This window comes from Mycobacterium sp. 29Ha, from assembly GCF_032883055.1.
Lineage (GTDB): Bacteria > Actinomycetota > Actinomycetes > Mycobacteriales > Mycobacteriaceae > Mycobacterium > Mycobacterium gallinarum.
Genome location: NZ_JAMQTI010000036.1, coordinates 1 through 12,959 on the forward strand (window position 1 = coordinate 1; position 12,959 = coordinate 12,959).

Annotated in this window: 12 protein-coding genes; 2 read left to right on the forward strand and 10 right to left on the reverse strand. The window is 66.9% G+C overall.

The annotated features are described in order from the left end of the window. Nucleotides 1-46: 46 nt before the first annotated feature. The 4 genes from M1248_RS30470 to mutA are packed head-to-tail and all read right to left on the reverse strand — an operon-like array spanning nucleotide 47 to nucleotide 6,523. Nucleotides 47-1,318 (reverse strand): serine hydrolase domain-containing protein, encoded by a 1,272-nt coding sequence (locus tag M1248_RS30470; protein WP_163727531.1) that lies wholly within the window; start codon nucleotides 1,316-1,318, stop codon nucleotides 47-49. A gap of 59 nt (nucleotides 1,319-1,377) precedes the next feature. Then, complete coding sequence (gene meaB / locus M1248_RS30475) at nucleotides 1,378-2,376, reverse strand: methylmalonyl Co-A mutase-associated GTPase MeaB (protein WP_317150621.1); 999 nt, start codon at nucleotides 2,374-2,376, stop codon at nucleotides 1,378-1,380. Continuing rightward, nucleotides 2,373-4,670, reverse strand: a complete 2,298-nt coding sequence (scpA, locus tag M1248_RS30480) for a methylmalonyl-CoA mutase (RefSeq protein ID WP_317150622.1) — start codon at nucleotides 4,668-4,670, stop codon at nucleotides 2,373-2,375. Before scpA ends, meaB begins: the two co-directional genes overlap by 4 nt. A 2-nt stretch (nucleotides 4,671-4,672) precedes the next feature. Further along, nucleotides 4,673-6,523, reverse strand: a complete 1,851-nt coding sequence (mutA, locus tag M1248_RS30485; RefSeq protein WP_317150623.1) for a methylmalonyl-CoA mutase small subunit — start codon at nucleotides 6,521-6,523, stop codon at nucleotides 4,673-4,675. 152 nt (nucleotides 6,524-6,675) lie between these two features. On the opposite strand from mutA, the gene M1248_RS30490 reads away from it, so the two are divergent. Then, nucleotides 6,676-7,404 (forward strand): TVP38/TMEM64 family protein, encoded by a 729-nt coding sequence (locus tag M1248_RS30490; protein WP_163727522.1) that lies wholly within the window; start codon nucleotides 6,676-6,678, stop codon nucleotides 7,402-7,404. Here M1248_RS30490 and M1248_RS30495 read toward each other — a convergent pair. Then, nucleotides 7,392-8,609 carry an SPFH domain-containing protein gene (locus M1248_RS30495; protein ID WP_163727519.1) on the reverse strand — a complete coding sequence of 406 codons (1,218 nt, stop codon included), beginning with the start codon at nucleotides 8,607-8,609 and terminating at the stop codon, nucleotides 7,392-7,394. The genes M1248_RS30490 and M1248_RS30495 overlap by 13 nt on opposite strands. 44 nt (nucleotides 8,610-8,653) lie before the next feature. Beyond that, entirely contained in the window at nucleotides 8,654-9,085 is a 432-nt protein-coding gene (locus tag M1248_RS30500; RefSeq protein ID WP_163727516.1) for an NfeD family protein, read from the reverse strand. Nucleotides 9,086-9,144: 59 nt separating this feature from the next. Between M1248_RS30500 and M1248_RS30505 the strand changes: the two genes are divergently transcribed. After that, nucleotides 9,145-10,005, forward strand: a complete 861-nt coding sequence (locus M1248_RS30505) for a hypothetical protein (RefSeq protein ID WP_317150624.1) — start codon at nucleotides 9,145-9,147, stop codon at nucleotides 10,003-10,005. A gap of 11 nt (nucleotides 10,006-10,016) precedes the next feature. Here M1248_RS30505 and M1248_RS30510 read toward each other — a convergent pair whose 3' ends face one another. The 4 genes from M1248_RS30510 to fabG1 form a co-directional block, all read right to left on the reverse strand. Next, complete coding sequence (locus M1248_RS30510) at nucleotides 10,017-10,253, reverse strand: hypothetical protein (protein ID WP_163724379.1); 237 nt, start codon at nucleotides 10,251-10,253, stop codon at nucleotides 10,017-10,019. A 99-nt stretch (nucleotides 10,254-10,352) separates the two neighbouring features. Beyond that, on the reverse strand, nucleotides 10,353-11,354 hold the full coding sequence (locus tag M1248_RS30515; RefSeq protein ID WP_317150625.1) for a ferrochelatase: 1,002 nt from the start codon (nucleotides 11,352-11,354) through the stop codon (nucleotides 10,353-10,355). A 3-nt stretch (nucleotides 11,355-11,357) separates the two neighbouring features. After that, nucleotides 11,358-12,164, reverse strand: coding sequence for an NADH-dependent enoyl-ACP reductase InhA (inhA, locus tag M1248_RS30520; protein ID WP_163727506.1), 807 nt, complete (start codon nucleotides 12,162-12,164; stop codon nucleotides 11,358-11,360). A gap of 17 nt (nucleotides 12,165-12,181) precedes the next feature. Beyond that, on the reverse strand, nucleotides 12,182-12,949 hold the full coding sequence (gene fabG1, locus M1248_RS30525; RefSeq protein ID WP_163727504.1) for a 3-oxoacyl-ACP reductase FabG1: 768 nt from the start codon (nucleotides 12,947-12,949) through the stop codon (nucleotides 12,182-12,184). Between the last annotated feature and the right edge of the window lie 10 nt (nucleotides 12,950-12,959).

The following is a 12,959-nucleotide window of genomic DNA, read 5'->3' on the forward strand; positions in this document are numbered from 1 at the left end:
CAGCGAGTCGTCACACTTTCTCAACCAACCTGCCTGGGCAGTACACCTAACCCGCCACCGATCGGCTGACCTCGGTGTACGCCGCGCCGAGCGCAGGCATAGTGTCGTAGCCGCGCCGACGGGCGCGGGCCGCGTCGCGGCGAATCAGCGTCTGCAGCCCGGCGAACGTCGCCTGATCGAGCACCATCCGCGTCAGCAGCCGGTTGTGCACGAACCCGAACGACATCCCCGTCTCCGGGTCCGCCCAACCCACCGATCCGGCCAGTCCCGCATGCCCGAAGCCGGGCATCACGCCGGGGATCGGCACGGAGTGGTATCCGAGGTGGAAAGACAGCGGCACGAAGATGTTGCGGTCGGGCGCGAAGCTCCGCTCACCGGTCAGGCCGTCGACCCGCTCACGCGAGAGCAGTTGTGTGCCGTCGACGCGGCCGCCGTTGGCGATCGCACCGTACATCTTGGCCAGTGCGCGCGCGGTGGCCACACCGTTAGCGGCGGGGATCTCGGCATCGAGGAACGGCGTGTCGCCCTGCACGACGGCTTTCATGCCGGGGAAGTACATCGATCCGAAGCCCCCGGACATGCCGAGGGCGGCTACCCGCGGCGCCACGAAATTGAAGATCGGATTGGCCAAGGTGCCCTGCGGCGCGAGGATCTGCGCGGCCCGCGTCGGCGCTGCGACCGGCGGCCGGCCCAGGTGCAGCCCGTCGGTGTTCAGCGGTTCGGCCAATTCCTCACGAATCAAGTCCCGCATGCCCTTGCCGGTGATCGCGCGGCCAAGCCCCGACATCAGCCAGCCGTAGGTGAGCGCGTGATACGCCTGATGGCCGTACAGCAGCTTGTTCACCGGTGCCGCGGCGATCCGCTGCTCCATCGCGTGGTGGTCGAGCAGGTCGGCCTTGCTGACCCCGTTGAGCTGAGACAGGCCCGCGCGGTGGCGCATCACTTCGCGGACCGTGATGTCGGCCTTGCCGTTCTCGCCGAACTCGGGCCAGTACTGGCTGACCGGCGTGTCGTAGTCGATAAGGCCTCGGTCGGCGAGCCGGTGGATCACCGTGGAAGCCAGACCCTTGGTGACCGAGAAGACCATGGCGCCGGTGTCGGCCGTCCAGTACTCGGTACCACGGCGGTCGGAGTAACCGGTCCATACATCGACCACGGGCTCACCGTGCAGGTAGACGGAGAGAGCGCCGCCGCCGAATCGTCTCCCGGGGAACAACTTCGAGAAGGCCCGCAGGGTGCAAGCAAAGTTCGAATCCGCCGCGCCCTGAATCCTGTGCGGGAGCGCTGCGCTGCGCCCCACGGATTTGACACCCGTCACAATGCATACAATTTACCTGCAGCCCCGGCAAATAAACCGGGTGTTACCGAAAAGTTAAGTTAGCGCACGTCAGATGCGTCCAAAATCTGTTGCGCAGCAAGCGCGGGCGTCAGCTCGCCGTCGCGAACCTGGCGCTCGACTTCGGCCCGGATCTCTTTAACCGCGGGATGCGACAGCACACGGTCCAGCACGGTGTCGCGGACCATCGACCACGTCCACTCGACCTGCTGGGTGCGCCTGCGGGCCTCGAACTCACCGGCCGCGGTCAACACCTCGCGGTGCTTCAGCACCGTGTCCCACAACTCGACGAGGCCGTCACCGGTCAGTGCACTCATGGTGAGAACCGGCGGGCGCCATAGCGTTTCGCGTGGATAGATCAGTCGGATCGCACCGGTCAGTTCGCGCGCGGCGGCCTTCGCCTCCACAGCATGCTCGCCGTCGGCCTTGTTCACTACCACGATGTCGGCGAGCTCCAGCACGCCCTTCTTGATGCCCTGCAGCTGGTCGCCGGTGCGCGCCAGGGTCAGGAACACGAAGGTGTCCACCATGTTGGCGACGGTCACCTCCGACTGCCCGACACCCACCGTCTCCACGAGAATGACGTCGAACCCCGCGGCCTCCAGTAGCACGATCGTTTCGCGGGTGGCCCTGGCGACCCCGCCCAGCGTGCCGGACGTCGGCGAGGGGCGGATGTACGCGTCGGGGTGTACCGCCAGTTTCGCCATGCGGGTCTTGTCGCCGAGGATGGAGCCACCGGTGCGCGTCGACGACGGGTCGACCGCCAGCACCGCGACGCGGTGTCCCTCCTCGATCAGGTGCATGCCGAGCGCCTCGATGGTCGTCGACTTGCCGACACCCGGGACGCCGGTGATTCCTACGCGCGTTGCCGGCTCTGGCTGGGGGTATCTCCCGCTTGCGGGGGACAGTTCCAGCAGCAACTGCTGCGCCTGCTCGCGGTGATCGGTGCGGGTGGACTCGACGAGCGTGATGGCCTTCGGCAGCGCCGCTCGGTCGCCGCGGCGAACGGCGTCCGCTAGTTCAGAAACCGGGAGGTTCATCTCGTCAGGTCGTAGCCCAGCTGCTCGGCGAGCTTCTGCAGCAGGCCGATCGCAGCGTCGGCGATCACGGTGCCGGGCGGGAAGATCGCGGTCGCTCCTGCCGCGTACAGCTCGTCGAAGTCGCCGGGCGGGATCACGCCGCCCACCACGATCATGATGTCCGGCCTCCCCGCCTCGGCGAGCGCTTCGCGCAGCGCGGGCACCAATGTCAGGTGGCCCGCCGCGAGCGACGACACCCCGACCACGTGCACGTCATTGTCAGCCGCCTGACGCGCGACCTCCTCCGGCGTGGAGAACAACGAGCCGACATCCACGTCAAAGCCGATGTCGGCGAACGCCGTCGCGATGACCTTCTGCCCACGGTCGTGGCCGTCCTGGCCCATCTTGGCGATCAGGATGCGTGGCCTACGACCGTCGGCCTCGGCGAACTTCTCGACGAATTCGGTTGCTTTGCCGATTCCAGTCACGTTGCCACTGCTCCCCACCTCATCACGGTAGACGCCGGCGATGGTGCGGATCTCGGCGACGTGTCTGCCGTACACCTTCTCGAGCGCATCCGAGATTTCACCGACCGTCGCGTGGGCGCGCGCGGCATTGACGGCCAGCGCCAGCAGGTTGTTCCCCAGGCCGTCGTCCCCTGCCGGTCCGGATTCACCTGCGGCCCTGGTCAATTCGGCCAGCGCGGCCTGAGTTGCCGCCTCGTCGCGCTCGGCGCGCAGCTTCTCCAGTTTCGCGATCTGCTCGGCGCGTACCCGGCTGTTCTCGACCTTGAGAACTTCCACCTCCTGGTCCTCGTCGACCTGGTACTTGTTCACGCCGATCACCGTCTGTGCACCGGAGTCGATGCGGGCCTGCGTCCGGGCAGCCGCCTCTTCGATGCGCATCTTCGGGATGCCCTCGCTGATCGCCTGCGCCATTCCGCCGTGGGCGACGACCTCTCCGATGTGCATGCGCGCCGCGGAGGCGAGCTGGTGGGTCAGCCATTCGACGTAGTACGAACCGCCCCACGGGTCGATCGGACGTGTCGTTCCGGACTCCTGCTGCAGCAGCAGCTGCGTATTGCGCGCGATACGAGCCGAGAAGTCGGTCGGTAGCGCCAGCGCCTCGTCGAGCGCATTGGTGTGCAGGGACTGCGTGTGCCCCTGAGTGGCGGCCATCGCCTCGATACACGTGCGCGCGACGTTGTTGAAGGCGTCTTGGGCGGTCAGCGACCATCCCGAGGTCTGCGAATGAGTACGCAGCGACAGCGATTTCGGACTCTTCGGATTGAACTCGGCAACCAACTCGCTCCACAGCAGCCGACCGGCGCGCAGCTTGGCGACCTCCATGAAGAAGTTCATTCCGATGCCCCAGAAGAAGGACAGACGCGGTGCGAACTTGTCGATGTCCAGGCCGGCATCAAGGCCCGCCTTGATGTACTCGACGCCGTCGGCCAGCGTGTAGGCGAGCTCGAGATCGGCTGTGGCACCGGCCTCTTGAATGTGGTACCCGGAGATCGAGATCGAGTTGAACTTCGGCATCTTCGTGCTCGTGTAGCCGAAGATGTCAGAGATCACCCGCATCGACGGCTTGGGTGGATAGATGTAGGTGTTGCGGACCATGAACTCTTTGAGGATGTCGTTCTGGATGGTCCCCGCCAGCTTCTCCGGGGGTACGCCCTGTTCCTCGGCGGCCACCACGTAGAGCGCGAGTATTGGCAGCACGGCACCGTTCATCGTCATCGACACCGAGACGGTGGACAGGTCGATACCGTCGAACAGCTGTCGCATGTCGAGGATGGAATCGATTGCCACACCGGCCATTCCGACGTCGCCCTGGACGCGCGGATGATCGGAGTCATAGCCGCGGTGGGTGGCTAGATCGAAGGCCACCGAAAGACCCTTCTGCCCGGCGGCGAGGTTGCGCCGGTAGAACGCGTTGGACTCTGCCGCGGTCGAGAATCCCGCGTACTGACGGATGGTCCACGGCTGGTTGACGTACATGGTCGGGTACGGGCCGCGGACGAACGGCGGCGCGCCGGGGAACGTGTCCAGGGGATATCCGGCATCCACCACGGCGTCGCGGTCGGCGGCGATGTAGACCGGTTTGACGTCAATACCTTCGGGGGTGACCCAGTCGAGCTGCTCGGCGGTGTAACCGTGCGCGGCCGCGGCCGCGGCGATGTGCTCGGCGACCGCGGCCTCCGTGGCAGGCTCGGCCGCTTTCTGCCCGTGCAGGGGCACGTCGGCGAAGTTGGTGATCGTGTGCGGTTCAACGTCAGGAACCGGCTGGCCGGCGACATTGGACATCGTCATGGTCACGCCCCCAATCGGGTGAGAAGTGCCGACAGCGCGGCGATCGCGTCGATCTTGGCGGTCAGGTATTCATCCGGCTTGTTCGCTGCTTCGGCGACGGCTTTTTCCGGACCGGCAAGGTAGATGTGCGAAACACCCGCCCCGCGGGCGGCTTCCACCACGCCCGACGCCTCCTGCGCGTAGCGAGCGTCGGTGCCGCAGATCACGGCGGCGACCGCTCCACCGGCATCCGAAACCGCTTGTGCGACACCTGCGGTGTCCAGCGGCCCCGGGTTGACGGCCTCGACGCCGCCGGATGCCAGCAGGTTGGCCGCGAACGTCGTGCGGATGTTGTGTTCGGACAGTGGGCCGATCGGCAGCAGCAAGGCCGTCGGCCGCGAACCGTGCTCGGCGAGATAGGCGTCGGATCGATCCCGCAGTGCTTCGAAGCTCGCCGCGTAGCGTTGCACACCGGGAACCGGGTCCGATGGTGGCAACGGCATTTCCGACAGGTTTGGATACTCGTTGACGCCGGTGATCGCCGTACGACGGTGCGCGATGTCGTCGCGGCGCTTCTCGCTCACCTCCGCGATCTGTGCGGCCAGGTGGTCGACCGCAGCCGTGAAACCGCCGCGGGATTCGATGTCGCGGAAGTGCTTCCACGCCTCCTCGGCAAGTGCGCGGGTGAGATCCTCGACGAACCACGAGCCGCCGGCGGGGTCGAGAACACGCCCGATATGCGACTCCTCCAACAGCAACAGCTGGGTGTTGCGGGCCATCCGCCGCGCGAAACTGGCTGCGGTGCCGGGCCAGCCACCGGGGATGGCGCTGTCGAAGGTATGGACCTGGACGGTGTCCGCTCCCCCGACGCCCGCCGCGAAGGCGGCGACTGTCGTGCGCAACATGTTCACCCACGGATCACGTTGAGCCATCATCGGTTGCGAGGTCACTGCGTGCACTCGTGCCGCGCCGGCATCGGCCGTACCGACCACTTCGGCCACCCGGGCCCACAGCTGTCGTGCGGCACGCAGTTTGGCGATTGTCATGAATTGGTCATCGTCCGCGGCGAACCTGAAACTGATCTGGCGCAACGCATCCGGCGCCGGGACCCCGCTGTCGACCAGCAGACGCAGATAGCTGACCCCCGCGGCGATGGCGCCCGTGAGCTCCCACGATGCGCTGGCACCGAGATCGTGAAATGCCGGACCGTCGATCGTGATGGCCCGCACACCCCCGCCGAAGGCGATCGTCTTCTCGACGGTGGCAACCACTTCGTCGGTTGATGGCGCCGCACGGCCGCTGAGTGTCGCGGTGAGCGGGTCGGCACCGAGGTCGACCGAAAGTCGGGCTCGCCGTTCGTCATCCAGGTCATTCACCAGTGCCAGCACTGCGTCCGCGGCGGCGGTGAAGTCGGCGCCCGCGTCCAGCACCACGGGAACGAGTTCGAGAAATACGCCCTCGAGGAGCCTGTCGAGGTCAGCGGCGCTCACGCCGGTGGGCCCGACATCCAGGATCAGTGCGCTGGTGCCCTCGGTGAGGGCGGTCAGCACCGCGCCGTTTCCGTCGACGACCGACACCTGGCCCGGCGCCGGAAACGCCTCGGCGACCTTCCACCCGGATTTGACGTCGCGCAGACCGTCGGACCCGCGAATGAACGGCCAGCTGCCGGGCAGCGGCGCCTCGGGCTGGGAGTCGAGAATCGTGTACAGCGGCCGAATCGGAAAGCCCTCGTAGGTCGGTGAGTCGAGGAGTTGCTCAGGCGCCTCGCCGAGATCGGCGGGATCCTTGCGGCTGCTCTTGGCCAGCACTCCGGCAACGGCAGCTCGCCATTGTTCGCGATCCGATTCAGATCCCGCAGATGTATCTACCGACACCGGCTTCTCCTGTTGTCGCGACGGGTGACCTCTGTGTCTAACACGACCGCTCACCAGGCTAAATGATCCCGGTCACGCCGTTGACCACCGGTCGGCGGTCTCACGGCGTGCTGGCCGGTGGCCGCAGGCCATGCAAAGTAGGCTTGGCGGACGTGAATACCGTCGTCAGCACCCTGCGCGCGCTGCGTGGCTCGGTGGTCGCAACGGCGTCCGCGGTGCCGCGGCGACGGGTGTTCGCGATCCTGACCGCGATTGTGATTCTTGTCGCAATCGCGCTGCTGGTCCCCCTTCCGACCGCCGTTCAGCTGCGAGATTGGGCCACCTCGGTCGGCCCTTGGTTCCCGCTGGCGTTTCTCGGTGCACACATCGTGGTGACGGTCTTCCCGTTCCCGCGCACGGCGTTCACGCTGGCCGCCGGACTGTTGTTCGGACCGGTCCTCGGTATCCCGCTCGCGGTGTCGGCGGCCACCGTCAGCGCCGTCATCGCGCTGGTGCTGGTGCGCGCGGCCGGCTGGCAACTCAACAAGCTGGTGCCCCATCCGAAGGTCGACGCGCTGGACGCCCGTCTGCGGGAGCGCGGGTGGCCTGCCGTCATCTCGATGCGGCTGATCCCCGCCGTGCCGTTCTCGGTGCTGAACTATGCGGCAGGGGCGTCGGGAGTTCGGGCGCTCCCCTACGCCTTCGCCACGCTGGCCGGGTTGATACCCGGAACCGCGGCCGTGGTGATCCTCGGCGACGCGCTGACCGGCAGCGTCAACCCACTACTGGTCTTGATCTCGTTCTGCACCGCATGCGTCGGTGTGGCCGGGCTGGCCTATGAGATTCGCGCTCACCGCCGCGATCACACTCGCGATCAGACCGAGGTCTCCTACCGGGAGTGAGCGCCCCCGCCGGGGCCCTGCGTCGGTGAGTTGTATTGCGAGGGCGGTTGCTGCTGCTGCGACAGCGGCGGGTACTGCGGCGGCGGATCGATAGCCCCGGCCACCGGTTTGCGCGCCTCGGCTTCGGCCTTCGCGACGGCCTGTGCGATCTCCGGATCGGTCTGCGTGTTGAACCAGGCGGCCACCTCGGCAGAATCGTCCTCCGGCCGTTGAATGTCCTCTTCCACCGGCGACGGCTCGTAACGGAACACGCCGTCCGAACCCGGCGCGCCGAGCATCTTCGTGAAGCCCTGGAGTGCCGATCCGAAGTCGCTGGGCACGAGCCAAACCTTGTTCGCCTCGCCCTTGGCCATCTGCGGCAGTGTCTGCAGGTACTGGTAGGCCAGCATCTCCGGGGTCGGTCGGCCCCGCTTGATGGCGGCGAAGGTCTTCTCGATGGCCTTGGCCTGGCCCTGTGCCTGCAGGTACGACGCGGCCCGTTCACCCTGAGCGCGCAGCATGCGCGACTGCCGGTCTGCTTCGGCGGCCAGGATCGCCGCCTGCTTGGCACCTTCGGCCGCGAGGATCTGGGCCTGCTTCTGACCCTCGGCCTGCTTGATCGACGCCTCGCGGTTACCTTCGGCGGTCAGGATCATCGCGCGCTTCTCGCGGTCGGCGCGCATCTGCTTTTCCATCGAGTCCTGAATCGACGGCGGTGGGTCGATGCTGCGCAGCTCGACACGGGCGACGCGCAGTCCCCATCGACCGGTGGCTTCGTCGAGCACACCGCGCAGCTGGCCGTTGATCGAGTCACGCGACGTCAGGGTCTGCTCCAGCGTCATACCGCCGACCACGTTGCGCAGCGTCGTGGTGGTCAACTGCTCGACGCCGACGATGTAGTTGCTGATCTGATAGACGGCCGCCTGCGGATTGGTGACCTGAAAGTAGACGACGGTGTCGATGTTCACCGTCAGGTTGTCCTCGGTGATCACCGGCTGGGGCGGGAACGACACCACCCGCTCGCGCAGGTCGACGCGCGCGCGGATCTTGTCGACGAACGGCAGCAGCAGCGTCAACTGTCCCGACACGGTCTTGCTGTAGCGGCCGAGCCGCTCGATGACCGCGGCCTCGGCCTGTGGGATCAGTGCGATGGACTTGGCCACGATGATGGCGGCGAACACCACCAGCACGGCGACCAGAATCAGGCCGGCGACAGCACCATCCATGAACGTTCCTTTCGTGATTGTCTGGGGTTGGCCCAGGCTTTCCTCTAGACGACTTTCTGGACGACGGCGGTCGCGCCGTCGATCTCGACGACCGTCACATGGTCGCCGGGTTCGTAGACCTCGTTTTCGTTCAGCGGGCGCGCGGTCCAGACCTCGCCGTCGAGCTTCACCTGTCCTTCATGGCGGGCGACCCGGTCGAGCACCAGTGCGCTCTTGCCCTCCAACGCCTTCGCCCGTTCGGGCAGTGCGGTGCCGGAATTGAAGTGCCGGCGCAGTGCGGGCCGGACCAGCGCCAAGAGCAGCACGGACACGACCGCGAAAACCGCGCCGTGCACCCATAGGTCGTCGAAGATGAGGCTGGATCCCGCGGCCGCCAGCGCGCCGCCGCCGAGCATGAGCAGGAACAGGTCGCCGGTCAGCGCCTCGGCCCCGGCGAGGGCCAGCGCGGCGATGAGCCAGATCAGCGCAGCAGGCATGACGTCAGCCTAGCGCGTAGCCGACCCGATGAGCGGCTAACAACTACACTGCGGAAATCATGTGGTGTCCGAGTGTTTCGTTGACGGTTTGGGCGAACGCCTGGCTTGCCGGTGCCGCCGCGCCCGACGATGTGTTGGATGCGCTATCACAATGGGCGCCAAGACATTCCGTCACCGCATACGACTCGGTCGCCGCGGGGCGCACCGGCCTGCCCTGGCCGGATCTGACCGATGCGGGGGCGGTTTCCCTGCTGCAGACGCTGCGCACCTCGGTGGGCCGGACCAGCGGAGCACCCGCGATGGGTGTTGCCCTGCCGGTCCCCGGCGATGTCCGCGGGCTGCCAGCGGGCACGCAGTTCCAGCGCGACGCCGTAGCCGCGGGCGAGGCGCTCATCGTGGCGGGTGACCCCGCCGAGGCCATCGGCCTGGTGCCGGACTTCGAGTATCCCGATAGCGCCGATGACGAAGACCAACCCGATCTCGAAGCCGATCCGTCCGCGCTGTCGTGGACGGTGTACTCGGTGCCCGGCGCGATGCCCGCCGAAGGTCTCGACCTCGGCGAGGCGGAATACACAATGCGCTCGGCGGTCCGTTCCGCCGCTGACGCACTGGGCGCCCTGCACGCCGAAGCGGCGGGCGGCGACATCGAGGACCCGCGCAGTCTCGTCGAGCAGGTCGTGGAATCTGAACGGCGGCACAGCATTCCGGATCATGCGCCGACTCGGGCCCTGCGGGTGCTGGAGAACGCGGCATACATCGACGCGATCATCACCGTGAGCTCAGGCCTGATCCCCATCGGGCTCAACAGCTCCGCGGACGTGCAGACGGCCAGCGAAGCGCTGCGACCGCTGAACGGTGTCGTGCGGTCGGCACGCTTGGCTGCCGTCAGCGCGATACTGCACGCCGCCTGGCAACAGTGACAGCGCGACACTCACCACCGCCACGGCCACCAGTGCCGGTAGTGGCCGTACCCGAACACCGGACCGCGGTACTCGTTGAATCCGGGGCCGTAGCCGTGTCCGCCGTATCCGTGGCCGCCATGGCCGTAGGCGGCCGGAATGGTCACGGCGGGCGCCGGCGCTGCCGCGGCGACGGGGGCCGCCGCGATGGTCAACGCCGCAGCGCCCGCGACGACAACCGCCACCATTCGTTTGCACACTGATCGCATCGCGAAACTCCTTCGAGCATCTATGTTTCTCTTGCTCTTCCAGGGTTGCGCGCCGACCGACCCGTGTCCTTGCGGCAGACACCCATTACGGGACTCCGGCTACCTGCTAACGCACTGAGGTGTGCACACCACCCCGTCGATCGAGAAGCCCTGTAGCGGCGGGGATTCCGGATCCGGCACCCGAACGGGATCGCGGTCGTTGCGTAGTTCGTCGAGGAGGTCGGCCACCACATGCGCGAGGTGCGCGTTGGGCGTCGAAGCCCTGGCGAACGCGATGCGCGAGTCTTGCGCCTGCAGCCTGAGTTCGTGGTCCAGATCCCACACCACCTCGATGTGATCCGCGACAAAGCCGATCGGGCATACGATCACGGCATCCGTCCCGGCCTCGACGAGAGCGGCAAGGTGATCGCCGACGTCGGGTTCCAGCCAGGGGACCTGCGGTGGCCCCGAGCGCGACTGCCAGACCTGGTCATAGTCGTCGTAACCCGCCGCGGCCGCGACGAGCTTGGCGGCGTGAGCGACCTGTCGCGCGTAAAGGTCTCTGCCACAACGAGAGCTGCTGGACAGTGGGATGGAGTGGGCGGTGAACACCAACCGCGCATGGTCGGGCACAGTCTGTGCAGCGGCGGTGATCGCGTCGCTGAACATCTTCACGAACAGCGGATGGTCGTAGTACTGACGAAGTTTCACCAGCCGCGGTGCGTTCGCGCCCGTGGCCTGCCTGGCCCTCGCAATGTCCTCGACGTATTGAGTGCAACCCGAGTAGCCGCCCCATGCCGAGGTGGCGAAGACGGCGGCGTTGCGCACGCCGTCGAACGCCATCGCCGCAACGGCGTCTTCGACGTAGGGCTCCCAGTTCCGGTTGCCGAAATACACCGGCAGGTCGATCAGAGGGCGCAACTCGTCGATCAGTGCGCGGTTGATGCCGTTGATCGGTGACACACCACCGAAATGCTGGTAATGCTCGGCAACGGAGGCCAGCCGCTCAGGTGGTATCCCCCGGCCCCTGGTGACGTTCTCGAGGAACGGCATCACCTGGTCCGGCCCCTCCGGCCCGCCGAACGACAGCAGCAGGACAGCGTCGAAACCCGAGTTGTCCATCCCTTACAACAATTGCGTGCTGGCGCCGCCGTCGGCGTAGATGATCGTGCCGGTGGTCGCGGGCAGCCAGTCCGACAGCAGGGCGCAGACGGTCTTGGCGACCGGGGTCGGATCCTTCATGTTCCACCCGATGGGGGCACGCTGGTCCCAACCCTCTTCGAGCAGCTTCATCTGCGCACCGGCTTCCTCACCGAGCGCGCCGCCGACGATGGCGCTCATCGCCAGCGTGCGGATCGGGCCGGCGGCAACAAGATTGGACCGGACACCGTGCGGACCGGCTTCACGTGCGACGAATCGGTTGACCGACTCCAGCGCGCTCTTGGCGACCGTCATCCAGTTGTAGGCGGGCATCGCGCGCGTCGGGTCGAAGTCCATGCCCACGATCGCGCCACCCGGATTCATGATCGGCAGCACCGCTTTCGCCAGGGACGCGTACGAATAGGCGGAGATGTGAATGCCCTTGGCGACATCCTCGTAGGGCGCGTCGAAGAACGGGTTGATGCCCATACCGGTCTGCGGCATGTAGCCGATCGAGTGCACGACGCCGTCGAGCTTGTTGCCGTCGCCGATGGCCTCGGTCACCCGGTCGGCCAGCGTGTCGAGGTGCTTCTCGTTCTGCACGTCGAGCTCGAGCAGCGGCGCCTTCGCCGGCAGTCGGTCGGCGATGCGCTGGATCAGCTTCATCCGGTCGAAGCCGGTGAGCACCAGCTCGGCGCCCGCCTCCTGGGCGACCTTGGCGATGTGGAACGCGATCGAAGAGTCGGTGATGATCCCCGTGACGAGGATCCGCTTGCCCTGCAGAAGTGTCATGTGAAGTCCTTGTCTTTCTAGTGGCCCATGCCCATGCCGCCGTCGACCGGGATCACCGCGCCGGCGATATAGCTCGCATCTTCTGACGCCAGGAAGCTGACCGCCCCGGCGACCTCCTCGGCCGTCCCGACCCGTTTGGCCGGAATGAAGTCGAGCGCGCCCTCCTGGATCCGCTCGTCGAGCGCGCGGGTCATCTCGGTATCGATGTAGCCGGGGGCCACCACGTTGGCGGTGACGCCTGCCTTCGACAACTCTCGCGAAATCGAGCGGGCCATGCCGATCAGACCGGCCTTGGCCGCGGCGTAGTTGGCCTGGTTGCCGATGCCCCAGCTGCCGGACACCGAGCCAATGAAGATGATCCGTCCGAAGCGTTTGCGCTGCATACTCCGCGATGCCCGTTGCGCCACCCGGAACGCGCCGGTCAGGTTGGCGTTGATGACCTCTTCGAAGCGCTCCTCGGTCATCCGGATGAGGAACGCGTCCTTGGAGATTCCGGCGTTGGACACCAGCACCTCGACCGGTCCCTGATGCTCCTCGACCTCCTTGAAGGCGCGGTCGACGGCGTCGTTGTCGGTGACGTCGCACACGACACCGAACAGACCCTCCGGCGCACCGGATCCGCGGTGAGTGACGGCCACTTTGTGGCCGTCGGCCGCGAGGCGCCGAGCGATCGCGAGACCGATACCGCGGTTCCCTCCGGTCACCAGCACCGAACGCGACACGAAAGGCGGACGGCCACCAGCCGTTTGGCCGGCGGTGTCGGCCGAGTCATCGGTCACAGTCATGCCCGCCAAC